The 24230-nt window shown below is 70.3% G+C and carries 23 protein-coding genes and 1 tRNA gene; 13 read left to right on the top strand and 11 right to left on the bottom strand.

Annotation, left to right across the window (positions count from 1 at the left end):
• A complete protein-coding gene (araD1, locus tag MKK67_RS25170) occupies positions 1-981 on the bottom strand; it encodes an AraD1 family protein (RefSeq protein WP_243970688.1) in 981 nt (326 codons plus the stop codon).
• Between the two features lie 67 nt (positions 982-1048).
• Positions 1049-2644, bottom strand: coding sequence for an aldehyde dehydrogenase (NADP(+)) (locus MKK67_RS25175; RefSeq protein ID WP_243970917.1), 1596 nt, complete (start codon positions 2642-2644; stop codon positions 1049-1051).
• A 157-nt stretch (positions 2645-2801) separates the two neighbouring features.
• Between MKK67_RS25175 and MKK67_RS25180 the strand changes: the two genes are divergently transcribed.
• The gene (locus MKK67_RS25180) at positions 2802-3542 is read left to right on the top strand and encodes a FadR/GntR family transcriptional regulator (RefSeq protein ID WP_243970690.1); all 741 of its coding nucleotides are present in this window, start codon (positions 2802-2804) and stop codon (positions 3540-3542) included.
• Positions 3543-3579: 37 nt separating this feature from the next.
• Here MKK67_RS25180 and MKK67_RS25185 read toward each other — a convergent pair whose 3' ends face one another.
• The 3 genes from MKK67_RS25185 to MKK67_RS25195 form a co-directional block, all read right to left on the bottom strand.
• The gene (locus tag MKK67_RS25185) at positions 3580-5379 is read right to left on the bottom strand and encodes an IlvD/Edd family dehydratase (RefSeq protein ID WP_243970692.1); all 1800 of its coding nucleotides are present in this window, start codon (positions 5377-5379) and stop codon (positions 3580-3582) included.
• Positions 5376-6527 carry an aldose epimerase family protein gene (locus MKK67_RS25190; RefSeq protein WP_243970694.1) on the bottom strand — a complete coding sequence of 384 codons (1152 nt, stop codon included), beginning with the start codon at positions 6525-6527 and terminating at the stop codon, positions 5376-5378. Before MKK67_RS25190 ends, MKK67_RS25185 begins: the two co-directional genes overlap by 4 nt.
• Before the next feature lie 173 nt (positions 6528-6700).
• The gene (locus MKK67_RS25195; RefSeq protein WP_243970696.1) at positions 6701-7852 is read right to left on the bottom strand and encodes an aldose epimerase family protein; all 1152 of its coding nucleotides are present in this window, start codon (positions 7850-7852) and stop codon (positions 6701-6703) included.
• 156 nt (positions 7853-8008) lie between these two features.
• Here MKK67_RS25195 and MKK67_RS25200 point away from each other — a divergent pair, with 156 nt between their 5' ends.
• Together MKK67_RS25200 and MKK67_RS25205 are read left to right on the top strand one after the other, a co-directional pair.
• Positions 8009-9322, top strand: coding sequence for a sugar MFS transporter (locus MKK67_RS25200; RefSeq protein WP_243970698.1), 1314 nt, complete (start codon positions 8009-8011; stop codon positions 9320-9322).
• 71 nt (positions 9323-9393) lie between these two features.
• Positions 9394-10257, top strand: a complete 864-nt coding sequence (locus MKK67_RS25205) for an SMP-30/gluconolactonase/LRE family protein (protein ID WP_243970700.1) — start codon at positions 9394-9396, stop codon at positions 10255-10257.
• Positions 10258-10531: 274 nt separating this feature from the next.
• Here MKK67_RS25205 and MKK67_RS25210 read toward each other — a convergent pair whose 3' ends face one another.
• On the bottom strand, positions 10532-10753 hold the full coding sequence (locus MKK67_RS25210) for a DUF6894 family protein (protein WP_243970701.1): 222 nt from the start codon (positions 10751-10753) through the stop codon (positions 10532-10534).
• A gap of 738 nt (positions 10754-11491) precedes the next feature.
• Here MKK67_RS25210 and MKK67_RS25215 point away from each other — a divergent pair.
• The 3 genes from MKK67_RS25215 (at position 11492) to MKK67_RS25225 (ending at position 13944) form a co-directional block, all read left to right on the top strand.
• Positions 11492-11716 (top strand): hypothetical protein, encoded by a 225-nt coding sequence (locus MKK67_RS25215; protein ID WP_243970703.1) that lies wholly within the window; start codon positions 11492-11494, stop codon positions 11714-11716.
• 134 nt (positions 11717-11850) lie between these two features.
• Positions 11851-12204 (top strand): hypothetical protein, encoded by a 354-nt coding sequence (locus tag MKK67_RS25220; RefSeq protein WP_243970705.1) that lies wholly within the window; start codon positions 11851-11853, stop codon positions 12202-12204.
• 6 nt (positions 12205-12210) lie between these two features.
• Positions 12211-13944, top strand: a complete 1734-nt coding sequence (locus MKK67_RS25225; protein ID WP_243970708.1) for a sensor histidine kinase — start codon at positions 12211-12213, stop codon at positions 13942-13944.
• 379 nt (positions 13945-14323) lie between these two features.
• Here MKK67_RS25225 and MKK67_RS25230 read toward each other — a convergent pair whose 3' ends face one another.
• The 5 genes from MKK67_RS25230 to MKK67_RS25250 form a co-directional block, all read right to left on the bottom strand.
• The gene (locus tag MKK67_RS25230) at positions 14324-14713 is read right to left on the bottom strand and encodes a phage holin family protein (protein ID WP_243970710.1); all 390 of its coding nucleotides are present in this window, start codon (positions 14711-14713) and stop codon (positions 14324-14326) included.
• 89 nt (positions 14714-14802) lie between these two features.
• Positions 14803-15231 carry an RNA polymerase sigma factor region1.1 domain-containing protein gene (locus MKK67_RS25235; protein WP_243970712.1) on the bottom strand — a complete coding sequence of 143 codons (429 nt, stop codon included), beginning with the start codon at positions 15229-15231 and terminating at the stop codon, positions 14803-14805.
• A 167-nt stretch (positions 15232-15398) separates the two neighbouring features.
• The gene (locus tag MKK67_RS25240) at positions 15399-18635 is read right to left on the bottom strand and encodes a helicase HerA domain-containing protein (protein WP_243970714.1); all 3237 of its coding nucleotides are present in this window, start codon (positions 18633-18635) and stop codon (positions 15399-15401) included.
• Positions 18632-19309, bottom strand: a complete 678-nt coding sequence (locus tag MKK67_RS25245) for a hypothetical protein (protein WP_243970717.1) — start codon at positions 19307-19309, stop codon at positions 18632-18634. The genes MKK67_RS25240 and MKK67_RS25245 overlap by 4 nt, the downstream gene beginning before the upstream one ends.
• A 4-nt stretch (positions 19310-19313) precedes the next feature.
• A complete protein-coding gene (locus tag MKK67_RS25250; protein WP_243970719.1) occupies positions 19314-20096 on the bottom strand; it encodes an endonuclease domain-containing protein in 783 nt (260 codons plus the stop codon).
• A gap of 607 nt (positions 20097-20703) precedes the next feature.
• On the opposite strand from MKK67_RS25250, the gene MKK67_RS25255 reads away from it, so the two are divergent.
• The 7 genes from MKK67_RS25255 to MKK67_RS25290 all read left to right on the top strand — a co-directional run bounded on the left by MKK67_RS25255 (position 20704) and on the right by MKK67_RS25290 (position 24173).
• Positions 20704-20780: transfer RNA gene (locus tag MKK67_RS25255), tRNA-Arg, on the top strand.
• A gap of 408 nt (positions 20781-21188) precedes the next feature.
• Complete coding sequence (locus tag MKK67_RS25265; protein WP_243970918.1) at positions 21189-21413, top strand: YARHG domain-containing protein; 225 nt, start codon at positions 21189-21191, stop codon at positions 21411-21413.
• A gap of 94 nt (positions 21414-21507) precedes the next feature.
• Complete coding sequence (locus MKK67_RS25270) at positions 21508-21795, top strand: hypothetical protein (RefSeq protein ID WP_243970721.1); 288 nt, start codon at positions 21508-21510, stop codon at positions 21793-21795.
• A gap of 10 nt (positions 21796-21805) precedes the next feature.
• The gene (locus MKK67_RS25275) at positions 21806-22006 is read left to right on the top strand and encodes a hypothetical protein (RefSeq protein ID WP_243970723.1); all 201 of its coding nucleotides are present in this window, start codon (positions 21806-21808) and stop codon (positions 22004-22006) included.
• A gap of 87 nt (positions 22007-22093) precedes the next feature.
• Positions 22094-22237, top strand: a complete 144-nt coding sequence (locus tag MKK67_RS25280; protein ID WP_243970921.1) for a hypothetical protein — start codon at positions 22094-22096, stop codon at positions 22235-22237.
• On the top strand, positions 22234-23238 hold the full coding sequence (locus MKK67_RS25285) for an NAD(P)H-binding protein (protein ID WP_243970725.1): 1005 nt from the start codon (positions 22234-22236) through the stop codon (positions 23236-23238). The genes MKK67_RS25280 and MKK67_RS25285 overlap by 4 nt, the downstream gene beginning before the upstream one ends.
• Before the next feature lie 695 nt (positions 23239-23933).
• A complete protein-coding gene (locus MKK67_RS25290) occupies positions 23934-24173 on the top strand; it encodes a hypothetical protein (RefSeq protein WP_243970727.1) in 240 nt (79 codons plus the stop codon).
• Positions 24174-24230: the final 57 nt, after the last annotated feature.

The raw sequence follows: 24230 nt of genomic DNA on the forward strand, positions 1-24230 counted from the left end.
TCAGAGGACCTTCACGGCGAGTTCGCGGGCGGGCGCGATCGCCAGGGGATTGCGCAATGGCAGGGTGAAGGGCGCGGCCTCGATCTCGAACACGTCCCCGGGCTGGGCGGTGACGCCGTCGCTGAACGACAGGGTGGCGGTGCCGAAGAAGTGCACATGCAGGTCGCCGGGGCGGCGGAACTGCGCGTATTTGAAGTGGTGCCGCTCCAGGTTCTCGATCGTGTGGGACATGTTCGCCTCACCCGAGAGGAACGGCTTCTCCCACAGCACGGCGCCGTCGCGCCGGATGCGGCTGGAGCCGCGCACGTCGGCGGGCAGCGCCCCCAGCCACAGCTCCGGCCCGAGCGCCGCCGGACGGAGCTTCGAATGGGCGAGCCACAGGTAGTTGCCGCGCTCGGTGACGTGGTCCGAGAACTCGTTCGCCAGCGCGAAGCCGAGGCGCACCGGATGGCCGTCCGGATCGATCAAGTAGATGCCGGCGATCTCCGGCTCTTCGCTGCCGTCCAGGGCGAAGGCGGGTGACAGGAGCGGCTCGCCGGTGCCGACGATCGCGGCGCCGTCGCCCTTGTAGAACCATTCGGGCTGGACCCCGGTCTCGCCCGGGGCGGGCTTGCCGCCCTCGACGCCCATCCGGAACATCCGCATGGAATCGGTCGGGGCCGGGTCCGCCGCCGCGGCGCGGTGCATCTTGTCCCGGCCCTCGGCCGAGCCGAGATGGGTCAGGCCGGTGCCGCTGAGCAGCAGATGCGCGGGATCCTGGTGGTCGATCGGCGGCAGCAGCCGCACGGCGTCGAGATCCACGGTGTCGCCGAGCCCGAGCCGGGCCGCCGTCTCGGCCAAGCTGTCCCCGGCCGCGAGCGCGCGCCGGGCCAGCTCCAGGACGCTGTCCACGCCGACCACGCTCCGCGCCCGGCCGTCCTCCAGCACTGCCACACCCCGCCGCCCGTCGGGGGCACGGAATTGTAGGAGTGATTGACCCATCGTGATCCTCCCAGGGCCGGCCTTCGGCGGGCCGGCTCGAAATCAGGTGGCGCCGCGCGCCGGCGCGTCAGCGGTCGAAGGTCGGGCTGAGAGTGCCGTCGACCCTGCGGGTGAGATGCCAGGGATTGTCCGGGCGCAGGGGCTGCGGCAGCAGCGCCTCGGGCAGGTCCTGGTAGCAGACCGGGCGCAGGAACCGCTCGATCGCCAGGGTGCCGACCGAGGTGCTGCGCCCGTCGGAGGTCGCCGGGAACGGGCCGCCATGGACCATCGCGGGCGCGACCTCCACGCCGGTGGGCCAGCCATTGGCGAGGATGCGGCCGGCCTTGCGGGCCAGGGCCGGGACCAGGCCGGCGGCGATGTGCTCGTCGGCGCGGTCGAGATGCAGGGTCGCGGTGAGCTGGCCCGGGAGCGCCGCGATGATGCGGTTGACCTCATCGAGGTCCGCGGCCGCCACTAGGATCGCCGCGGGGCCGAACATCTCGTCGGCGAGGCCGGGATCCGCCAGGAACCGCGCCCCGTCCGTGCGCAGCAGGGTGGCGGGGGCGCCACCGGGACCAGCCTTCTCCCCGCGTGCCGTGACAGTCACCCCCGGGCGGCCCGCCATCTCGGCGACGTCCTGCTCGAAGCGGGCGCGGATGTCGGCGGTCAGCATCGCGTGCGGCGCGCTCTCGCGGATCGCCGCCGCGGCGGCCTCGGCGAAGGCTTCGAGGTCGGACCCCGCGATCCCGATCAGCAGGCCCGGATTGGTGCAGAACTGCCCGGCCCCCAGCGTCAGGGACTGGACGAAGCCGGCGGCCAGGGCCGCGCCTCGCGCCCGCAGGGCGCCGGGCAGCAGCAGGACCGGATTGACTGCGCTCATCTCGGCATAGACCGGGATCGGCTCGGGACGGCCCGCCGCCACCCGCAGCAGGGCGAGACCGCCGCCGCGCGAGCCGGTGAAGCCCACCGCCTTGATCCGCGCATCGGCGACCAGCGCCGTCCCGAGGGCGTTCGAGGGCCCCGGCAGGTAGGAGAACACGCCCGGATGCAGGCCGCTGGCGGCGACCGCCGCCCGCACCGCTCGGGCGACCAATTCGCTGGTCCCGGGATGGGCCGGGTGGCCCTTGACCACCACCGGGCAGCCGGCCGCGAGTGCCGCGGCGGTGTCGCCCCCGGCCACCGAGAAGGCGAGCGGGAAGTTGCTGGCGCCGAACACCGCCACCGGGCCGAGGGCGACGTGGCGGCGGCGCAGGTCGGGGCGCGGCAGGGGCGTGCGCTTGGGCTGGGCCGGATCGATCGTGGCCTGGACCCAGTCGCCCGCCCGGACGACGCTCGCGAACAGGCGCAGCTGGCCGATGGTGCGGGCGCGCTCGCCCTCCAGCCGGGCGCGCGGCAGCCCGGTCTCGGCCATGGCCCGCTCGATCAGGGGTTCGCCGAGATCGCCCACGGCCGTGGCCACGGACTCCAGGAACCCGGCCCGCACCTCGGGGGTCGATTCGGAAAAGCTCGGGAACGCCGCATCCGCCAGGGCGCAGGCCGCCGCGACCTCCGCCGCGCCGGCAGCGGAGAAGGCGGGATCCAGCGCCGCGCCACTTGCCGCCTCGACGGCCCGGAAGGTATCTGCCGCAGTCGCATCCTCGGCGCCGATCAGGATCGTGCCGCGAATCTCCGCATTCACACTCAGCTCTTTACTAATACAAATAACTTAGAGCAGTTGTGCAGTGGCTGCAAGCCTGGCGGCACTATGATGCTTGCGGGTGTCGCCGCTTGCGCTCCTACAACTTCCAGGTACGATCGCGGCGATCCTGCCCCGTCCTGGCGGCTCGGACTGGAGGTGTCGGGTGAGGGGGGATCCGGGGTTCGAGGACATCAAGCTGCCGCTGGCCTCGGGCTCGCGCCGGATCCACGGCTCGGTGGCGCGCGATCTCGGCATCGCGATCCTGGCGGGCCGCTACGCGCCGGGAGACGTGCTGCCCGGCGAGATCGAATTCTCGGAGCAGTTGAAGGTCTCTCGCACCGCCTATCGCGAGGCGGTGCGTATCCTCAGCGCCAAGGGGCTGGTCGAGAGCCGGCCCCGCACCGGCACCCGCGTGACCCAGCGCAGCCGCTGGAACCTGCTCGATCCCGACATCCTCGCCTGGGCCTTCGAGGCCGAGCCCAGCGAAACCTTTATCCGGGATCTGTTCGAGTTGCGGATGATCGTCGAGCCGGCGGCGGCGGCCCTGGCGGCCGAGCGGCGCTCGGGGCTCGACATCTCCCGGATGGGCCATGCCCTCGAGGAGATGGGCCGCTACGGCCTCGCCACCGAGATCGGGCGGGCGGCCGACCAGGCCTTCCACAACACGATCCTGGAGGCGGCGCGCAACGGGCCGCTGATGGCGCTGTCGAGTTCCATAGCCGCGGCCGTGACTTGGACGACGATCTTCAAGCAGCGCCGCAGCGCCCTGCCCCGCGATCCGATGCCGGACCACCGGATCCTGTACGAGGCGATCGTGGCTGGCGACGTCGAGGCGGCGCGCGCGGCGATGACCGAACTGGTCCGCCTCGCGCTCGCCGACACCGAACTGTCGCTGAAGGCGTAAAAGAACCCCGCCGCCGTCACGGCGGCGGGGCTTCCGTTCAGTGGTTGTCGCGCGGCAGCCCGCTGGTCTGAGCAATGCGCTGGAAGCGCTCGGCGCCCTCCAGGATCGCGCCTGTGTGCATCTGCCCGACACTCGCGCGCTGGATCGCCTGCCACGGGGTCTGGGACGCCGGATAGGCGTAGCCCCCGGCCTCCTCCAGGGCCTTGCGGCGGCGCGCGATCTCGTCCGCGTCGAGCAGCATGTCGGCGGTGCCGCGCTTCAGGTCGATCCGCACCCGATCGCCGGTGCGCAGCAGCGCAAGGCCGCCGCCCACCGCCGCCTCCGGCGAGGCGTTGAGGATCGAGGGCGAGGCCGAGGTGCCGGATTGGCGCCCGTCGCCGAGGCACGGCAGCGCGTGCACCCCTGCGCGGATCAGGTAGGCGGGCGGACGCATGTTCACCACCTCGGCCGCGCCCGGGTAGCCGACCGGGCCGGCGCCGCGCATGATCAGGATGCTGTTGTCGTCGATCCCCAGCGCCGGGTCGTCGATGCGGTGGTGGTAATCCTCCGGTCCGTCGAACACCACGGCCCGGCCCTCGAAGGCCTCCGGGTCCTCGGGGTTCGAGAGGTAGCGCTGGCGGAACTCCTCGCCGATCACGCTGGTCTTCATGATCGCCGCGTCGAACAGGTTGCCGCGCAGCACGAGGAAGCCCGCGGCCTCCTTCAGCGGCCGGTCGATCGGGCGGATCACATCCTCGTCCTCGATCACCGCGCCGCGGCAATTGTCGCCGATCGTGCGCCCGTTCACCGTCAGGGCGTTCTCGTGGAGCAGCCCGCGTTGCATCAACTGCGCGGCCACCGCCGGGAGGCCGCCCGCCCGATAATAATCCTCACCGAGATACTCGCCCGCCGGTTGCAGGTTGACGAGCAGCGGCACGTCGAGGCCGTGGGTCTGCCAGTCGGCGATGTCGAGCTCGACCCCCGCGTGGCGGGCGAGCGCGGCCAGGTGGATCGGGGCGTTGGTCGAGCCGCCGATCGCCGAGTTGAGCACGATCGCGTTGAGGAACGCCTCCCGGGTCAGGATGTCGGTCGGCTTGAGGTCCTCCGCCACCATCTCGACGATGCGCTTGCCCGTGCGGTAGGCGACCTCCTGGCGGTCCCGGTAGGGCGCCGGGATCGCCGCGGAGCCCGGCAGCATCATGCCGAGCGCCTCGCCGAGCGCGTTCATCGTCGTCGCCGTGCCCATCGTGTTGCAATAGCCGGTGGAGGGGGCGGACGAGGTCACAAGCTTGATGAAGCCGTCGTTGTCGATCTCCCCCGCGGCCAGCATCTGGCGCGCCCGCCACACGATGGTGCCGGAACCCGTGCGCTGGCCCTTGTACCAGCCGTTGAGCATCGGACCGACCGACAGGGCGATGGCCGGGATGTTCACGGTAGCGGCCGCCATCAGGCAGGCCGGGGTGGTCTTGTCGCAGCCTGTGGTCAGCACCACCCCGTCGAGGGGGTAGCCGTACAGGAGCTCGACGAGGCCGAGATAGGCGAGGTTGCGGTCGAGGCCGGCGGTGGGCCGCTTGCCGGTCTCCTGGATCGGGTGGACCGGGAATTCGAGGGCGATGCCGCCGGCCTCGCGGATGCCCTCGCGCACGCGCTCCGCCAGGACGAGGTGATGCCGGTTACACGGCGACAGGTCGGAGCCGGTCTGGGCGATGCCGATGATCGGCTTGCCCGAGCGCAGCTCTTCCAGGCTCAACCCGAAATTCAGGTAGCGCTCCAGGTAGAGCGCCGTCATGTCGATGTTGTCGGGGTTATCGAACCAGGCGCGGGAGCGCAGGGAGCGGGTGGTCGGGCGATCGGTCATGGCTGGGTCCGGGGTGCGGAGCTGGCGGAGAAGCGGTAGGTGATCACGTTCCGGTAAGTGGCGCCGGGGTCGAGCCGGGCCGAGCCGAAGGCCGGCTGGTTCGGCGTGTCGGGGAACAGTTCGGGCTCGATCGCGAGGGCGTCCGACTGCCGGTAAACGAGGCCGGATTTGCCCACCACGGTCGCGTCGATGAAGTTACCCGTGTAGAATTGCACACCTGGCTGGTTGCTGGCGACCTCTAGGACCCGGCCCGAGTGAGGATCCTCGACCTTCGCCACGAGGTGCGGCTCGGCCGTGGGCGCGTCGGTCACGACCCAGTTGTGATCGTAGCCGCGCCCGCGCACGATCTGGATGTCCCGCCCGTCGCGGATGCGCGAGCCGATCACCGTCGGCTTGCGGAAGTCGAACGGCGTGCCCGCGACCGGAACGTGCTCGCCCGTGGGGATCTGCGTGGCGTCGACCGGGGTGTAGCGCTCGGCCGGGATGGTCAGAATCTGGTCGAGGATCGACCGCCCTGAGCCCTCGCCGGCGAGGTTGAAGAAGCTGTGATTGGTCAGGTTGACGACGGTCGGCTTGTCGGTGGTGGCCTGGTAGCTGATGGTCAGCGTATTGGTGGCGTCCAGCGCGTAGGTCGCGGTCACCGTGAGCGTACCGGGAAAGCCTTCCTCGCCGTCCGGGCTGACGTAGCGCAGGGTGACCGACGGCGTGGCGCCGCCCTTCACCTCGGTGATGGTCCAGAGCCGCTTGTCGAAGCCGGCGGTGCCGCCGTGCAGGGTGTTCGGGCCGTCATTGGTGGCCAGCGTGTAGGTCCGGCCGTCGAGGGTGAAGCGGCCGCCGCGGATCCGGTTGGCGTAGCGCCCGACGGTCACCCCGAACCGTTTCGGCTTGTCGAGATACGTCGCGAGATCGGTGTAGCCGAGGACGATGTCGGCGGGCTTGCCGGCGCGGTCGGGCACTTCGAGGCTCCGCAGGAGGGCACCCCAGGCGATCACCCGGGCGGTGACGCCCTTGCCGTTGGTGAGCGTCACCTCCTCGACCGTGCGGCCGTCCGGCAGGGTGCCGAACACGGTCCGGACCGGCTCGGCCGCCTGGGCGACCATCGGGATCGTCGCACAGCCGCACAGCACCAACCACTTCAACAGACGCATCCAGGTTCCTTCTGCCGTCGCCGGCTTGGCCTGCCGATTGCGCGCAGGCCATTCTATCTACTCATACACATCAGGTCTCGGCGCCCGGGAGGGTCGCAGTGTCCCGGGGCCGATGTTGAAATCAGGCGCGCTTTCGGAGGAGCGCGGTCATGGCGGTCCTGTCGGGCGATCGATCATTCGTGGCCTCGAGGCGCCGCGCGGGTGGAGAAGCGATAGGTGATGACGTTCCGGTAGGTCGCCCCCGGATCGAGCCGGGCCGAGCCGAAGGCCGGCTGGTTCGGCGTATCGGGAAACAGCTCGGGCTCCAGCGCCAGGGCGTCCGATTGCCGGTAAGCGAGGCCGGATTTGCCCACCGCGGTCGCGTCGAGGAAGTTGCCCGCGTAGAACTGCACGCCCGGCTGGTTGCTGGCGACCTCCAGGACCCGGCCGGATTCGGGCTCCTCGACCCGGGCCACGAGGTGCGGCTCTGCGGTGGGCGCGTCGGTCACGACCCAGTTGTGGTCGTAGCCGCGCCCGCGCACGATCTGGATGTCCCGCCCGTCGCGGATACGGTCGCCGATCACCGTCGGCTTGCGGAAATCGAACGGCGTGCCGGCAACCGGAACGTGCTCGCCGGTCGGGATCAGGGTCGCGTCGACCGGGGTGTAGCGTTCGGCCGGGATGGTCAGGACGTTGCCCAGGATCGACCGCCCCGAACCCTCGCCGGCGAGGTTGAAGAAGCTGTGATTGGTCAGGTTGACGATCGTCGGCTTGTCGGTGGTGGCCAGGTAGGTGACGGTCAGCGTGTTGGCGTCGTCCAGGGCGTAGGTCGCGGTCACCGTGAGCGTGCCGGGATAGCCCTCCTCGCCGTCCGGGCTGACATAGCGCAGGGTGACCGACGGGGTGGCGCCGCCCTTGACCTCGGTGATGGTCCAGAGCCGCTTGTCGAAGCCGGCGGTGCCGCCGTGCAGGGCGTTGGGGCCGTCGTTGGTGGCGAGCGTGTAGGTCCGGCCGTCGAGGGTGAAGCGTCCGCCGCGGATCCGGTTGGCGTAGCGCCCGACGCTGACCCCGAAATAGTTGGGCTGGGCGAGGTAGCCGGCGAGATCGCGGTAGCCGAGGACGATGTCGGCGGGCTTGCCGGCGCGGTCGGGCACCTCGAGGCTCCGCAGCAGGGCGCCCCAGGCGATCACCCGGGCGGTGACGCCCTTGCCGTTGGTGAGCGTCACCTCCTCGACCGTGCGGCCGTCCGGCAAGGTGCCGAACACGGTCCGGACCGGCTCGGCCGCTTGGGCGACCACCGGGATCGCCGCACAGGCGCCCAGCGCAACCGCTCCCACTCCACGCATCCGATCCCCTGGCAAGATGCTCGCCCTCCCCTTGCCGATCGTGCGCCGGCCCTCCAAGGGTGCCGCGGTTGACGTCGGCACATCCGCTATATACTCATACAAATGAAATTCACAATAAGGGGCCCGTAAGGCGGCCCCGGCAAGAGGAAACGTTTGATGGCAGGACCGATCGCGAGCATCGGAGCGCCCGCGGCGGAGACGGCGACGCGGGACCAGGGCAGCTACCGCCCGGCCCTCTCGCTGCTCGCGAGCCTCTTCTTCATGTGGGGCTTCATCACGGTCATCAACAACACGCTGCTGCCTCATCTGCGGAGCGTGTTCGACCTCAGCTACACGCAGACCACGCTGATCGAGTCGGTGTGGTTCATCGCGTATTTCGTGGCCTCGATCCCGGCGGCGAAGCTGATCGCGCGCATCGGCTACCAGCGTGCCCTGGTGGTCGGCCTCGGCATCATGGCGCTGGGCACGCTGGGCATGGTCCTGGCCTCGCATCAGGTCTCGTACGCGATCACCCTCACCGCCCTGTTCGTGATCGCCAGCGGCATCACCCTGCTCCAGGTCGCCGCCAACCCCTACGTGGCGGTGGTCGGGCCGCCGGAGACCGCCCCGGCGCGCCTCAACCTCGTCCAGGCCTTCAACTCGTTCGGCACGACCCTGGCGCCTTTGTTCGGCGGCTACCTGATCCTTGGCCGCTCCGCCTCGGGCAACGTCGCCGCCGGCACCGCCCTGAGCCCGGCCGAGCGGCTGGCCGACGCGCAGTCGGTGCAGCTCCCCTACCTGATCGTGGCGGCGATCCTCGTCGTCCTCGCTGTCGTCATCGCCCGCTTCCCCCTCCCCGCCATCGGCGGCGGGGACGATGCCGCGAAGCGCACCGCCAAGACCGAGCCCGGAACGCTGTCGCTCTGGCGCCACCGCAACCTCGTGTTCGGCGTGCCCGCGATCTTCATCTACCTGATCGCCGAGATCGGGGTCTCGAACCTGTTCATCAACTTCGTCTCGCAGCCGGAGATCGGCAACCTCACGCACACCGAGGCTTCGCGCTACCTGTTCCTGCTCTGGGGTGGGATGATGGTCGGCCGCTTCGTCGGCAGCTACCTGATGCAGGGGCGCTCCGCCGAGACCATCCTGGCCGGCGCGGCCATCGCGGCCTTCGCGGTGATGCTGGTGGCGACCTTCGCGACGGGGCCGCTCGCGATGTGGGCGCTGATCTCCGTGGGGTTGTTCCACGCCGTCATGTTCCCGACGATCTTTACCCTCGGCATCCGCGGCCTCGGGCCCCTGACCGAGGAGGGGGCGGGCCTGCTGATCATGGCGATCGCCGGGGGCTCCCTGGTGGTGGTGCAGGGCTGGGCCGCCGACCGGTTCGGTCTGCAACACTCCTTCCTGATCACGGCCGCCTGCGAACTCTACGTCCTGTTCTTCGCACTGTGGGGCAGCCGGCCGAGCCGGGGCGCGTCCGACCGCGCCTGATCGGCCACCGCCCGCGATGCTGCGTGAGGTGGCGGGTCGGGACCCGTCGCCGGACTGGAAGAAGGCGATCCATGGAAGCACAGTTCCGCATCGTCGCCCGTGCCGAGCGCGACCGGCTCGGCGAAGGACCCGTCTGGGTGCCGGAGCGGGGTCGGCTGTTCTGGGTCGATATCGAGGCGCCGGCCCTGCGCTGGCTCGACCTCGCCAGCGGCGCGACCGGCACGCGCCCGTTCCCGGAGCCGATCGGCTGGATCATCCCCCGCGCCCGGCGGCGTGACTTCGTGATCGGCCTGAAGAGCGGCTTCGCGGTGTTCGACCTAGAGGCCGACAGCGTCACCCCGATCGGCAATCCGGAGCCGGATTATCCGGACAACCGCCTGAACGACGCCAAGGTCGACCATGCCGGCCGGATCTGGGCCGGGAGCATGCACCAGGCCGAGACCGCGATCTCGGGCGCCCTGCACCGGCTCGATCCCGACCTGACCTGGCGGCGGATGGACGGCGATTACGGCGTCGCCAACGGCCCGACCTTCAGCCGCGACGGCCGGATCCTCTATCACAGCGACAGCGCCGCCCGGACCGTGTTCGCCTTCGACCTCGCCGCCGACGGCACCCTGACGGGCAAGCGCGAGTTCCTGCGCTTCCCCGAGGCCTGGGGCTGGCCCGACGGGATGACCACGGATGCCGATGGCTGCCTGTGGATCGGGCATTGGGGCGCGGGCCGGATCAGCCGGGTGGATCCGGAGGGGCGCCTCCTGCGGGCCATCCCGCTGCCGGCCACCAACATCACGAGCTGCGCCTTCGCGGGCCCGGGGCTCGACCGGCTGTTCGTCACGTCGGCGTCGCGGGGCGCCGAGCACGAGCCCTCCGCGGGGGCGCTGTTCGAGCTCGATGTCGGCGTGAGCGGCCTGCCACCCCGCGCCTTCGGCGGCTGATCGCCTTGATCCTTCCGGTCAGGCGCGCGCTGCCGAAGTGGATACCGGTTCGGCGTAAGCGAGCGCGTTCAATCAAGGACTTGGAGCCGTTCCCGATCGCAGCGCGATCGGGAACGGCTCCAGGCCGAGGCATCGCTGAATCGTGTGGAGGCTTTCCCCCGGATGAGGGATGCGGCCGTCGGGTGCGGCGTCTAGGATCCGGCATTCTCCGAGACGAGATCGCCTTCAAACCCGCCCGGCCCGTGCCGCGGCGGGTTCTTTGATCGGGGCACCCTCACGGTTGGATCGGCAGGCGGCCGACCACCGACCCGGCGGCATCCCGGACCACCAGGGTCCACGAGGCGCCGGACGCGCCCCTGCCGACAGAACCCGCCATCTCTTCGATCACGCTGTGCGCTTCGGCCAGGGCCTCCTCCAGGCTCTCGGCCTCGACGCCCACATCGTCCCGGATCCGCTCCCGGTCGTTCTCGACATCGAAGTAAAAGCGCTCGGGCACCGACTTCCCCCTGCTGGAACCCGCTGGCGGGCGCTCGGACCATGCTACGTAGTCTGGTGCGCGGCTGCGACCAACGCCGACTGCGATAAACCTTAATGTAGCTAAAACGTGAATTGGTCGGCGCTACGACAATAACGCCGAGATTTGAGCGCGGCGATCTACTATAGATCTTGGCCATAGCCCGCCCGCCCACACCCAGTGGCCCGAAGAGGTGGTGCTTCCGACCCCGGGGCTTTGACATGTCGACCGCCGAAGAGCCGCCTGCTGCGAAGAGCACGGGCACCGGTTCAAACAGAAAAGAGATGGTGCGGGCGCATATCCGGAGCGTTCTCTCGAAGATCGGTACGCCATCAATACCCAAGGATCAGACGCGCTGAGGGCGGCTTGGCAATACGCCCTTGGGTGATGGGAGGCGCGCGGGCTTCCGCGCACGACCGCCTTTTTGCGTAGCAACGCCGTACGAAATAGCGGGTTTCTGAAACTTCCAGCGTCGTCGCGCCGTAGATCGACCCATGTCGGACGAGACCCACCTTCGCGCGCATATCCGCGCGGTGCTGCTCAAACTGTTGCGGACCTTGACGGACCGGACGGAGCCGCGCGGCCCGGCGCCGCTCTAGGCTCGTGTGCCGCCACCCCGCCCCTCGGTGCTGCGGGATCGCCATGCCGGCACCGATCAGCCCGGGGTGTTAACCTTTCGTCAACCATGGGCCGACACAGTTCCGGTCGGAGGGCTGAGCCATGGTTCGACGCCGGGATTTCGATGCGCTGAGCGAGGCGCAGATCGCCGCGAGGCGCACGCGGAAGCGCTGGGTCGAGCCCAAGGCGCAGTTCCGACCCGCCGCGCCGCAGGCGGTCACCGAGCTGCTCGACACGATCCAGCACGTGGCGGAGGCGGCCACCGGCGAGCGCAGCTTCCTGCATCTGCGCCCCGTCGCGGGCGGCGCGCGCAGCCACGAGCATTAAGGCAAGCCGAAGCCTTTCGAGGCCGAGCCCGTCGGCGGGCTGGCGAGCGCCCGCCGGTTCTGCAACAAGGCCGGGATGAGCCGGCGTACAGCCTTCGATCTCGCCCCTGCCCCGGCGCCGGCCGTGTCCGGCCGATGCCGCGCGATCCGCAGGCCGTGAGACCGGCGATCGCCGCCGGAGCCTGCGCGCCGTTCCGCACCAGCCTGTCGATGATCGTTGGCCTGGCCGAGCCGCTGGCGGGACATGGCCGGATCCACGCGGCGTCGGCTTGCGGCAGGACGGTCAAGCTCTATCTGTCGCGGCACCCCGGCGTTGGAGCGCCCGAGAGGGCGGCGGCCGGCCTGACCGAACGGCACCGGGGCGAGCGCGGTCATACCGTGCGCGTGGTAGAGGATGAGCCGGCGTTGCGCGACCTGATCGTGGAGGTTCCGGGCGACCTCGGATTCGCTGCGCTCCAGGCCGCTCATGCCGGCGCGGGCCGCGACTGACCAGCCATGTCGCTGACCACGCGTATCCTGCTGCTGGTGCTGCTGGCGCTCACCCCGGCGCTGGCGATCCAGGGCTACAACGAGGTCGCCCTGCGGACGAGCCGCGACGCGGCGGTGCGCGCCGACGCCCTCGCCACAGTCCGGGGCGCCGCGGAGGATTTCGCCCAGCTGTCGGACCGGATGCGGCAGGCCCTCGACCTCATCTCCGGGGACCCGTCCGTGCGGGCGCGCGAGCCCGCCGCCTGTGAAGCGTATCTGAAGCGATCCGCCGCCCGGCTCCCGCACGTGATCCTGATCGCGCTCACGGATCCCGACGGCAGCGTGATCTGCGACAGCGCCGGTTCAGCGGCGGGGGCCTATTCGAGCGGGGCGCGGGCCTATCACCGCCGCGCCCTTGAGGCGGACGGTTTCGCGGTCGGCGGCTACGCGCAGGGCATCGTCTCGAAACGGCCGTCGATCCACTTCGCCCGGGTGGTGTCCGCGGCCGACGAGGCGGTCGCCGCGGCGACGGGCATTCGAGCGACCGGCGTCCCGGCCACAGGCGTCCTCTTGGCCGCCGTCGATCTCGACTGGCTGTCCGACCACCTGGAGCAGACGCTGCACCAGGCGGAGACGGCCATCACGGTGACGGATAACGACGGCCTCATCATCGCGCAGCGCCCGAACGGGGCGGACTGGATCGGCAAACGGATTCCGCCGGAACGCGCCGCGATGCTGACGGCCGGGGACGGCGACGTGCGCATCGCCGAGGGCCTCGACGGCCGCACCCGGATCATCGCCACCGCTAGGCCGGGGGGACCGCTCGCGGGGGTGCGCCTGATGGTCGGACGCGACAGCGCGGCGGCCTTCGCGGATATCGACGCCGCCACGCGCCGCGGGCTGGTGCTGATCGCCCTGGGCGCGGTGCTGGCGCTGGCGGCGGCGCTCCTGGCCGGACGGATGTTCATCCGCCGCCCGATCGATCGCCTGCTCCGGATCGCGGCCGCCTGGCAGGCCGGCGACCTCACCGCCCGCACGGGCCTGCGCGGCACCACGGAGTTCGGCCGACTCGGCGGCAAGCTCGACGCCATGGCCGGCACGCTTCAGCGCAACGCCGACGAGCTGCACGCCGAGATCCGCCGCGGGCGCGCCCTCCAGGAGCAGCAGGTGACGATGCTGCACGAGTTGAACCATCGGGTGAAGAACACGCTGGCCACCGTGCAGGCGCTGGCCCGCCAGTCCCGCGGGTCCGAGGGCGTCCTGGAGGCGCGGATCCTGGCTTTGTCCAAGACCCACGACCTCCTGACCCGCGAGGATTGGAGCGGCGCCTCCTTGCGCGAGGTGCTGGAGAGCGAGCTGAGCCCCTATCGCACGGGCGGCGACCAGATCGGCCTCGACGGTCCCGACGTCTCGCTGTCCCCCCGGCACGTGCTGGCTCTGGGCATGACGATCCACGAGCTGACCACGAACGCGGCCAAGTACGGCGCGCTTTCGGTCTCCGGGGGACGCGTCCGGGTGTCGTGGTCCCTCGCCACGATGGAAGGCGGGACGCTGCGCCTGCGCCTTACCTGGCAGGAGAGCGGCGGCCCGCCGGTGCAGCCGCCGGCCCGGGCCGGCTTCGGGACCCGCCTGATCTCGGGTGGGGTGCGGCGCGAACTCGACGGCCTCGTCGACCTCGCCTTCGAGGCCGAGGGCCTGCGCTGCCACCTCGACGTGCCGCTCGATCCGGGCCTCAGCGCGATCCTGGCGCCGACGCAGTAAATCGCAAAGCCCTGGGTTTCCAAAGGGCTTGGAGCCCAGCCCTTTCAAGGTATTTGGCCACGTGCGCGTCGTGGGATCAGCGCTCTTGAGCAGATCACGCGCGTCCCTTTCCCGGACAGGTGAAGCGAAGCGGAACCTGATCCGGGACCCAGCACACGAAGCGTCGCGCCAGCGGCACAGTTCGATCGGACGGACGCTGCGCGCCGTCGTGTGCTGGGTCCCGGGTCGCATTCCGCTGGCGCTGCATGCGCCCGGGAAAAGGGCCGTGCAGACCGGCCCGACGCCATGTCCTGGCTCTCAACCCAACACCTTGAAAGGGCTGGGTCGAAGACCTTTTGAAACCCCGATCGTTCATCCGTATGCGATCGGGCGCGTGACGCTAGGCACGGCTCCGCACCACCTCGCGGGCATCCTGCTTCACCTGCCGCCAGGTCCGCCACGGCTCCAGGTTCGAGAGTGCCATCCGGCGCAGGCCGAGCCAGCCGAGCACCAGCGCCACGGCCAGGAACGGCGCCGCGACGATCAGCGCCGCCGGCGCCTCGGAGCCGAACGGCACGGCGAGCAGCTTTACCACCGCGTCGAGCCCGAGGAAGAACGTGACGATCAGCAGCACGGGGATCGTGCCCACGATCGCGATCAGCGAGACGATGGCCCGGACGTTGCCGTCGATCTCGGTCCGCGCCAGCGTCAGCAGCGCCTCCATATGCGCCGCGCTCTCGCGCAGGGCCGCGACCAGCAGGGCCAGGGTGTTGTCGGCGCGTTGACGCATGGTCGGGGTTCGTCCTCTTGGTCCGCCAGGGCCGGGGCCAACGGGGCGGCCCGCGGAAGCGTTCCGGCCCGGAGTCTTGCAGCCGGGTATCACAACAACAGCAGCACGGCGCCGAGGATGAGCAGCGTCGCGAGCCCCGCCAGGGCGACGGCCCGGGTGACGTCTCGGCTTCCGTCCGGATCCCGCTCGGGCGGGGTGGCGGGCCGGATCGGCGCGGGCTCCGCCGGCACAGCCGGGGCTCCCGTCCCGCCCGCGGGCAGGACGGGCGGCGGCGTCCCGGAGGGCTGCTCCGGGAGCATCAGCGAGCCGGAGATCGGCCGGTCCACGGGCGGCCCGAACGCCTCCGGCTCGACGCTGACCCCCGCGGCGTCGAGCTCCAGCATCACCAGCACCAAGGCGTCGACATCCATGCGGTCGACCGGCAGCGCGGCCTGCAGGTCCTGCGCCGTGAGTTCACCGCGCGCCCGGCCGAGGGCGATCAGCCGATCCAGCGTCCCGCGATCGATCGTCTGCGCCATCCGCGCGCCCCGCCCCTACCAACCTGATTCGGCAAGCTGCGCATCCCGCGCCGCGCCGAGAAGCTGCTCATGCCGCAGGATTACAATGAGGCAGGCGGCTACCAGTGCCGCGCCTTGAACGTGGCCGTCGCCGCGCGCGTGGCGGCGCCGGCCCGGGATCGGGTGCCTCAGGAGGCCCCCGCGCGGGTATCCGGCTCGGTCGAGCGCCTGGCCTGACGGACGACCTCTTCCGGCGTCGGCGGGTTGGCTGGGTGGTAGGAGAGGCAGAGCGGCGTGCGCAGCTTGGCCGGCCGTCCCGAGCCCTCGGTGGCGAAATAAAATTCCCCCGCCCCCAGTTTGCCGATATCGGCAGCGGTGCCCCCGTTCGCCGCGAGGATCTCCTGGGCGGCCGCGATGGTCGCGGGTGCGCTCTGCCGGCCGAAGAACTGCGTGGTGCAATTGGAGACGACCTGGTTGTGGATGCCGCGCGGCACCTGCGTCGCCACGATCATCCCGAGCCCATACTTGCGACCCTGCGCCACGAGCTTGATGCCGCTGCCGAGGCTCGGCGACGCCTTCTGGGCGGGCAGGAAGGTCTGCGCCTCGTCGACCACGTAGAGCATGCCGCGCGGGGACGGGTTCTTCTTGATCCAGCCGAACAGCGTCATCTGGAGCCGGTTCACGAAATCCTCCCGGGCCGCGTCCGATGCGAGGCCCGACAGGTTGATGACCGAGATGCGCGTACGCGCGGGGTCGCGCCCGAAGAACAGCTGCCGCGGGTCGAGCACGGTACCGTCCACCTTCAGAAGCGGGTTCGTCGCAATCGCGGCATGAAGCTGGTCCGCCATGCCGAGCCCGAGCTTGGCGGCGTTGCCGATCGGGCTGATCCCGTCGGGCAGGTCCGCGAGCAGGGCGATGAAGTCGTTGAGCTTGCCCCCGCCCCGGTCCGCGAAATGATGGAGCGCGCCGGCCAGCACGCCGCGCAGGAGATTGGTCTTGGCGCCGGCCAGCGGCCCCAGGGTCTCGGCCGCCATCTCGATCGCCTGCTGGCGCTCGTCCCGATCCGCGCTGAGTTCCGCGAAGTCGGGCAGGACCGAGAGAAACAGCGGGTTGCCGGCATGCACGCCCGGCGTCCAGACCACGACCTCGACCCGCTCGGCGTAGAGCGCCGCCTTGCGGTCGTCCTCCGGGGAAAACCCCTTCGGTCGCGCCGGCCACGCGTCGCCGAGCCGCGAGAGATCGTTGTTGGGATCGATCACGATGGCCGGAATCCCCGCCAGGGCGGCCTCCTCCACGAGGCGGCGCAGGAGCACGGTCTTGCCGGAGCCCGAGCCCGCGATGATCGCGGTGTGGCGGGGCAGCAGGCGCAGCGGCAGGCTCACCTCGGGGGCGTCGGGCGTCATCCGGTGCCCGACCGGGATCGCGTCCGGCGCAGCCGACCCGGAGGCGGTCCACTCGGCCCGGATCGCGCGGCCCGGCCCATCGGCATCCGCCCGCGCCGAAGCGGGTTTGCCGGCAGCGTCGGACCCCTCGGGGACTACCTTTTTTTGGGCGGTCGGGAGAGCGATGTCCTCTCCGTCGCTCCGCAGGGCCGGGATCGTCCCGCCGGATGCGGGGGCTTCTGCGCGGGCCGCCGCGTGGGCGAGGCCCGCGTCCCGGAAGAAGGCCGTCTTCACCAGCGGCTGCTCGGCGCGGATCCAGCGCTCGAACCGGTCGGAGATGCCCTCCGCCTGCGCCCAGGCGTGCAGGTCGCGCAGGGCGACGAAGGTCCGCAGGTCCTCGTCCGAGGGATCGATCGACCGTCCGCCGGCCGCCGTGAACGCCGCGACGAGCTGCTTCGTCTTGGACCCGCCTGGCATGGGCCCGCGGCGGACCAGCAGCAATTCCCGGTCGGGGATCCGCGCCGAGATGCCCGAGGCCGTGAGCGCCGCCCGCAGGCGGGCCTGGAACGCGATGGCATTCTGGTGCTGGAGCGCCCGGTAGCAGACGTGCCGCTCGCGGTCGTTCTCGTCATGATGGATGAAGATCAGCCGTCCGTGGAGCGGCGGGATCCGCTGGTCGGGCTCGCCCCGGCTGGCGACGTCGAGCGTGTCGTCCGGGTCGTCCTCCAGGGTGTAGAGGTCGAAGACGTCGCGCAGCAACTGGCCGAGCCAGCGATCCTCGTCGCTGCGGATGCCCGAAATGTCGGCCGCCTTGCAGGCCTCGGCGAGGTCGAACTCGGTGGGTGACGCCACGGTTACCGGTGCATCCGGCGCCTTGCCGAGGCTGTCGCAGATCGTGACCGCACCCTCCGCGAGGCAGCGGCGGCGGACGGCGTCGCAGCGCATCAGCAGGGTGCGCGGCATCATGTTGGCCGCCGCCGCCTCCGCGATGGCGCGCGCGCTGAACGGCCAGGTCGGCGAAGGGGCCTCGAAACCGGTCTCCGCGTAGGCCGGGGCCAGCCGGCCGGCCACGAGGGCGGCGGCGGCCGCCTGCTCGTTCATGCCCAGCAGCACCGTCGGCTCCCCGAAGCGTCCCAGCATCGGCGTGAGGCTGCGCGCCGTGAGGCGCGCCCAGGATTCCTCGAGGCAGGTCACCACCGTCATGCTGCGGTCGCAGACGATGTTGACCTCGAGCAGGCCCGCGGCCAGCACCTCGGCGAGGCCGGCTTCCGCGTCGAGCCCATCCTCCGCCGCAAGCCGGCTGCTCTCGATGATCCCGTCGATCTGGTCGACCGCGATGAGCGTCGGACCGCTCAGGGCCATGATCCAGCTCATGCCCCGCACGAGCTCGACGGGGGCCGGCGGCGGCGTCTTGAAGCCCAGGGCGGCCCGCTCAACCGGGTCGGCCTCGTAGCCCTGCAGCCAGGCATGGGCGAGGCCGACCACGCCGAAATCCTGCGAGCGCAGCAGGCAGAGCGCCCGGAACACGTCGAGATGCTTGAGCGCCCGCGCCGCATCGACCCGCATCAGCGCCGTGACGAGGACATCGACGATCCGGCGGGCATCGATATTCGGGGTGTTGAACGCGGCCTCGACCTGCGTCTCGACCCCGAAGCGGCGCGCCACGCCCGCCAGCACCGCATCCGATTGCCGCCGTCCGTCCGGCATCTTCTGCAGGAGGGCGGTCACGAAGCTCAGGGCCGCGCTGCGCCAGAAATCCGTCAGCCCGAGGACGTCCAGGGGCACGAACCACGCACCGGTGCGCCAGGCCTCGCGGCGGAGCTGCCCGACCAGATGGGTCTTGCCGACGCCGGCCGGCCCGACGAAGACGCGGCCGATGGCGCGGTCGGCCGGCTTGCGGGCTTTGGCGTGGAGGTCGGCGACGAGGCCGGGGACGAGGCGCTCGTTCGGGCTGCCGATGGGCGCGGTGTCGACCCAGATGCTGTCGAGCGTGCGCACCCAATCGAAATCGACCCGGCGCAGAGCGTCGAGGGCATCGGTCATGATTGGATCCAGAGGATGTGGAAGGGTTCGCCGGCCGGGCTGAACGCCGCCTCGCGCTCGGCAGACGTGAGCGACTTGGGATCGCTGAACTGGCTCAGCCGCGCCGTCTTGTCGCCGCGCAGGATCGCCGCGAGGCCCGCATCGACGGTGGCGCGGTCGAGGTCGCCGAGCTCGGCCCTCAGGGCGCTCAAGCGCACGGCCTTGGCTCTCTCCCCGCCGGTCAGCGCGAGATACGCGGTCTCGATTCGGGCCCGGAGCTGCTTGGGCCCGGGCTTCTTCGCTCCCGTGTTCGCTCCCTTGGCCGCCGGTTTGCGCGCGGGCGGGCGCGGCACGGCCGGTGCCGGATCGTCGGGGGCGGTCCCGACGAGGTCGGCGAGGGCACGACCCGTCGCGGCGAGATCGGCCTGGATGCGCGCCAGCCAGTCCTGCAGCACACGGAAGGTCGGCGGCAGCGGCTCGTGCATATGCCCGCCCGCCCAGTTCCAGCCCTTGTCCGTGACGGTCAGGCGCAGCGAGCGCCCGTGCCGCACGGCTTCGAGGTAGCGGCCCTTGATGAGGGCTTCCCGGTCCGCCTTGTCGATGCGGGGCGTGATCGCGCTCTGCAGGGCGCTTCCGCACCGGCCGATCAGGCACCACAGAATCAGCGCCTGCTTCGGCGTTACCGACTCGCTCATCGACTCACCCCTCCTGCGAACCGCGCCGCAGGCGGACAACGGCCCGGATCTTCTCGATCGCCAGCGGAAGGTCGGCTGCGACCTGATCGTTGGTCAAGCGCAACACGAGGTAACCCGCGGTCAACAGCTCGTAGTCCCGGTGGCGATCGTTGCCGAATTTGGGCTCCGCCCGGTGCTCTGGACCGTCGAGTTCCACAACGACGCGGTGTTTCCGGCACAGGAGGTCGACGCGTGGTCGCGCGCCCCAAGCCCCGACGGGCACAGGAGCATTGCAGACGAACAAGTCCCTGAGGTCCGCATCCTGTGCGAGGGCGTCGGCGACCCGCCGCTCGATGGCGCTCGCCGGGTGCGCACCGACCGGTGCGATGAAACGCTCGGCCGCTGTGCTATCCGTTTGGGCGAGTTCATAGGCGCCGTAGAGGACACGGTCGTAGGGCGCGGTCTCCTGCGGGGCCACGGCGAGCGTCGCGACCACCGCGGCCCCGTGCTGCGTGCACCATTCCAGCGCCTCGATCGCCGGACGCGCCCGCATCGCCGATGCCGGATCGACCTCCCAGATCAGAACGACGCCGGCGGGGTCGATCGCACGCGAAAGCCGAAGGAGCTCAAGGGCTCGCCCCATCCTGCGGAAGCGCGGCACCAGGCCGAGCCTGGCGCGCTTCGACGCCGCTTTCAGCCAAGGATCGGCGGTGACCGGAGTGAGAGACGCATCGCGGCCGTGCCAATGCGGCCAGCGTCCGAGGGCCAGCTCGGCGAGATCGTCGAGGAGCCGGTCGATGAGCGCCATGGCCGAGAGCTGGACCCCGCTCGCGACCAGCAGCGCGCTGCGGTCGGTGCCCTCCGAGACGAGGGCGCCGATGGCGGTGCGATCGATGCCCAGGACGACCAGACGCGCGCCCTGCCCCAAACCGGCGATGCGCCGGATCAGGTCGTCAGCCGTGATCTGCGGCCGCGCCGCAGGGCCAAGATGGAGGGACGGTAGCAAACCGAGACCGTGCTGCCCGCTGGCCGCTGGCGCCGAGACGCCCTGCAGCTGTTTGTCGGACCTTTTCAGCACAGCCGCCGGGTTCTGGCTACAGGCCGAACACCTTCAGGTTGTCGCGCCCTCCAGGGAACACCTCCCGGTCTCACTCGGAACCCCTGCATCGTCGCGCCAAGCCAACGCTCCGTCCGGAGGAGAAGCCGCGGCGCGTTCGCGCCACAGGCCGCGTGCCGCCCTTGAGCCTCCCTCGCCCGCCCGCCTCATTTGCGCTCAGCGCTCGCGCGCACCCGCCACGATTCGAGCCTGTGCTCTTTGCCGCAGGGGGGCCCGATACCTCCCTGTCGCGCCTCAGAGAGGCACACCCAAGCCGTTGCGCTGGCGGCGCGGTTGGGTTAGGAAATCGGCGCGGCTAGCACCCGTAGCTCAGCTGGATAGAGCGTTGCCCTCCGAAGGCAAAGGTCACACGTTCGAATCGTGTCGGGTGCGCCAATCTTATTAATGACTTAGCAGGGATCAACCCTGATGCAGAGACCGCCGGTGTCACCTGAGTGTCACCGCATCGGGTTTCAGCCTAGTCGTTTCCCGTCTCTTCGCCTGCTTCTGTCCGCATCTGCGATCCTCGCCGTTGTCGCGAGTTGGCCGGCGCTGGCTCAGGTCCAGCAGGAAGCCTTCAGCTACCCAGTTGGCCTCGATCCCTACGGCGACAACTTCCTGGCTCTGCGCAGTCTGCCGAGCGGCACCCAAGGCGTCCGTCTCGCGCGACTCGGGCCCGACACCCTTTTCACCGAGCTCGGCCGCCACGGCGGCTGGGTGAACATCCAGCTGCCGTCCGGCCAGACCGGATGGGTGAGCGCTCGGTACGTCGGCTGCTGCCGCACAGCCGCGAGCGGCCGCAGTGTGCCGAGCGGATCCGCCTCGTCATCGTGCGAGGAGCTGTGGTCCGAGCGGAACGCGATCTTCAAGGCCGCGGGTTATTGCTTCCGTACCCCACAAGCCATCCGAGCGTTTGGCAATGCCGGGTGCCAGTTCGACGACGAGGCGGACGTGCCACTGTCGACGCGCCAGCGAGAGCAGGTGGCTCAGATACGATCGACGGAGCGTCAACTGGGGTGCGCGCGGTGACAGCTTGGCCCGCTGGCCAAGGCTACGTTCGGCCCCGCGCGGGATCTGAATGGGTCAATCCAAATTGACCGGCTCCCACGCAGAGCCCGACAAGGTGGCCGAGGTCGCCCGGCTCGCAACAGCGATCGCCGACCGCATCTTGGAACAGAACGCCGCCGGTACGACGATCCCGCCGGAGCAGTTCACCATGCTCGTTCGGGCAGCCCGGATGCTTCTGGACAATGGGGCACCCTGGCCGCCTTCCGTCGAAATCGTGCTGATGGAGGTCGCTAGGCGCATCGGGCAGGCCGAGGCGGCTCCTGATGTTGGCCCGGCTGCGACTGAGGGTGACGACGTCGTGGGGCACCTGACGCAAGCTCTTAATGCGATGCGACGGCCGTAGGGAAGCGAACATGCGCATGGGACGATCGAAGCGCAGGCTACCCAAGAGCCTGACGCAGCACGTGTCGGATCCGAAGATCGTGGCCTTCAGGCCTCGAACCGACCAGCGTCGTGCCAACCTTCGGACCGAAGCCGCAAAAAGGTTCTACCTCTCGATTGTCACCCTCACCGTCGTCGTGCTTGCTGGCGGGTATCTGCTGCGCCTCTGGTAGCCCCCTCGCAGCCGCCGGCGTCATCTTCATCGAGGAGAACGGCGAGGGGCCGGGCGTGCGGCTAAAGAAAGCCTGAGAGGCGAGACCATGTCCGACGCGATCGCGGATACCAGAAGCACGGGACCGAAACGCTCAAAGGGCAACGTGTTCACCACGGAGGTCGACACCGGCAAGCGGGCTCAGAAGTTCTTGGCGGTGGCGAATTTCGTGCTGCGCAAGCGGGTGCCGTGAGGGTGGATCGGCCGGATGATTCACCACCGCGGCGCGTCCTCGTTCTGGGCGGCACCGGCACGATCGGCCGCGCGACGGTGCGGGCGCTGCTGGCGCGCGGTCACGTGGTCGTCTGCCTCATCAGGCGCCGCGACCCGTTAGGGCCGGCGGACCCTACCGCCCTCCCCAAGGGCGCCACCGCGCGGGTCGCAGACCTGATGGATCCGGCCTCGCTCGCGCGCGACGGCATCTGCGGCGAGCCGTTCGACGTCCTGGTCTCGTGTCTCGCCTCGCGCACCGGCCTGCCCGATGACGCCTGGGCGATCGACTATCAGGCGCAGGTGAACGCGCTGCGCGCCGCCGAGGCGGCCGGCGTGACGCACGTGATCTTGCTCTCAGCGATCTGCGTCCAGAAGCCGATCCTCGCCTTCCAGCATGCCAAGCTGGCGTTTGAGCAGGCGCTGACGGAATCGGGCCTCGCCTACACGATCGTGCGGCCGACCGCCTTCTTCAAATCGCTCTCAGGGCAGATCCAGCGCGTGCAACGGGGCAAGCCGTTCCTGGTCTTCGGCGACGGCCTGCTCACGGCCTGCAAGCCGATCAGCGACGACGATCTGGGCCGCTACCTCGCCGATTGCATCGACGCCGAGGACCGGCGCAATCGCGTCCTCCCGATCGGCGGACCGGGCGAGGCGATCACCCCGAAGGCGCAGGGCGAGCACCTGTTCGCCCTGCTGGGGCGTGAGCCGCGTTTCCGGCATGTGCCGGTGGCGCTGCTGGACGGGATCATCGCCGTTCTGTCCACCCTCGGGCGGCTTGTCCCGGCCCTGGCCGCCAAGGCCGAGCTCGCGCGCATCGGGCGCTACTACGCCACGGAGTCGATGCTCGTCCTGGATCCGGCGACGGGCCGATACGATGCGCAGGCCACGCCGTCGACGGGGTCGGATACGCTGTTCGATTATTACGCGCGTTTGGTCCGGGGCGAGGCCGTCGCCGAGCGCGGCGACCACGCCGTGTTCTGACAGTACGGGTATCGGAAGTCTTAGATTTTGCTTGCCCGTCTCTCCGACCCTCGACCTCATCTTGAGATACCCGCGCCAGCGGGCCTCGACGGAGCGCGCAAGGCCCCCTCTCCCGTACGGGAGAGGGTTGGGGTGAGGGATCAGGTTTCTCCGGACAGGTCGCATCCCTCGCCCTGTCCCTCTCCCGCACGGCAGAGGGGACCCGCGCCTCGTCTTGGCCTGAAGGCCCGTCTATCGATCGAACGACCCACAGCCTGTCAGGACGAGGGAAGAGATTGGGATCTCCGTTAGTCGAGATCGTTTCTCAAGCCCCCGTCAGCGTGCCGCGCTCGCCCTCGGCTCCGTCATGCCCAGGTCGGCGATCCCGCCTACACGTCGTAGTGCCCGGGCCCCGCCTCGCGGATCAGGCCAGGTAGCCATCCTCTTTCGCATCGGATGAGCTGACGCCCATGTCCGCGGTGAGACCATCTGCGCTCCGGATCCGAATGGCCGTCGCGCGCGTCCCGGCTCGATGAAGTCCCGTCTGGTAGTAGCCCTGCGCTGTGTGGCGCCGCTCATTGATGTCGTTCGGGACGTTCCGACCGCCGCCCTCGCCTTCGTCGCCGCTGCCGGTGGGGCGCAGTTGGTCGAGCCGCTGCCCAAATGGCCGTAACCAGGACTGACGCGGCAGCGGCCTATCGTTACACTGACCGGCGATGCACAAGCTGGCGCCTAACAGTCTGTACCGCCTCCGCAACCTCGCGACGACAGGACCTCGCTTCTATCAGATCAGCGTCTACATGCGGCGCCTGGAGACCCTCGGACTGGTCCTGGCCACCGGTCGAGCGATCCCGGCGGAAGACAGCGTCGAGTACGAGATCACACCAGCAGGTCACCAGGAGCTGATCGAACGCTATGGAGCGTCATGGTCGGAGCCTGCCGGAGATGACGGCTAATCCGCCCGTCGCATCCTTGGTCTCAATCGGTATGTGGACACGCCAATTTGTGCGGAT

The organism is Methylobacterium sp. J-072 (assembly GCF_022829425.1).
In the GTDB taxonomy this organism is placed as follows: Bacteria; Pseudomonadota; Alphaproteobacteria; order Rhizobiales; family Beijerinckiaceae; genus Methylobacterium.

Coding starts and splice junctions, on each gene's coding strand:
- MKK67_RS25250 (WP_243970719.1), bottom strand. CDS start 20,096: ATGGCGCTCATCGACCGGCTCCTCGACGATCTCGCCGAGCTGGCCCTC.
- MKK67_RS25205 (WP_243970700.1), top strand. CDS start 9,394: ATGGAAGCACAGTTCCGCATCGTCGCCCGTGCCGAGCGCGACCGGCTC.
- MKK67_RS25215 (WP_243970703.1), top strand. CDS start 11,492: ATGGTTCGACGCCGGGATTTCGATGCGCTGAGCGAGGCGCAGATCGCC.
- MKK67_RS25235 (WP_243970712.1), bottom strand. CDS start 15,231: ATGGCGCAGACGATCGATCGCGGGACGCTGGATCGGCTGATCGCCCTC.
- MKK67_RS25240 (WP_243970714.1), bottom strand. CDS start 18,635: ATGACCGATGCCCTCGACGCTCTGCGCCGGGTCGATTTCGATTGGGTG.
- MKK67_RS25290 (WP_243970727.1), top strand. CDS start 23,934: ATGCACAAGCTGGCGCCTAACAGTCTGTACCGCCTCCGCAACCTCGCG.
- araD1 (WP_243970688.1), bottom strand. CDS start 981: ATGGGTCAATCACTCCTACAATTCCGTGCCCCCGACGGGCGGCGGGGT.
- MKK67_RS25195 (WP_243970696.1), bottom strand. CDS start 7,852: ATGCGTGGAGTGGGAGCGGTTGCGCTGGGCGCCTGTGCGGCGATCCCG.
- MKK67_RS25190 (WP_243970694.1), bottom strand. CDS start 6,527: ATGCGTCTGTTGAAGTGGTTGGTGCTGTGCGGCTGTGCGACGATCCCG.
- MKK67_RS25245 (WP_243970717.1), bottom strand. CDS start 19,309: ATGAGCGAGTCGGTAACGCCGAAGCAGGCGCTGATTCTGTGGTGCCTG.
- MKK67_RS25275 (WP_243970723.1), top strand. CDS start 21,806: ATGCGCATGGGACGATCGAAGCGCAGGCTACCCAAGAGCCTGACGCAG.
- MKK67_RS25185 (WP_243970692.1), bottom strand. CDS start 5,379: ATGACCGATCGCCCGACCACCCGCTCCCTGCGCTCCCGCGCCTGGTTC.
- MKK67_RS25225 (WP_243970708.1), top strand. CDS start 12,211: ATGTCGCTGACCACGCGTATCCTGCTGCTGGTGCTGCTGGCGCTCACC.
- MKK67_RS25200 (WP_243970698.1), top strand. CDS start 8,009: ATGGCAGGACCGATCGCGAGCATCGGAGCGCCCGCGGCGGAGACGGCG.
- MKK67_RS25280 (WP_243970921.1), top strand. CDS start 22,094: ATGTCCGACGCGATCGCGGATACCAGAAGCACGGGACCGAAACGCTCA.
- MKK67_RS25230 (WP_243970710.1), bottom strand. CDS start 14,713: ATGCGTCAACGCGCCGACAACACCCTGGCCCTGCTGGTCGCGGCCCTG.
- MKK67_RS25220 (WP_243970705.1), top strand. CDS start 11,851: ATGCCGCGCGATCCGCAGGCCGTGAGACCGGCGATCGCCGCCGGAGCC.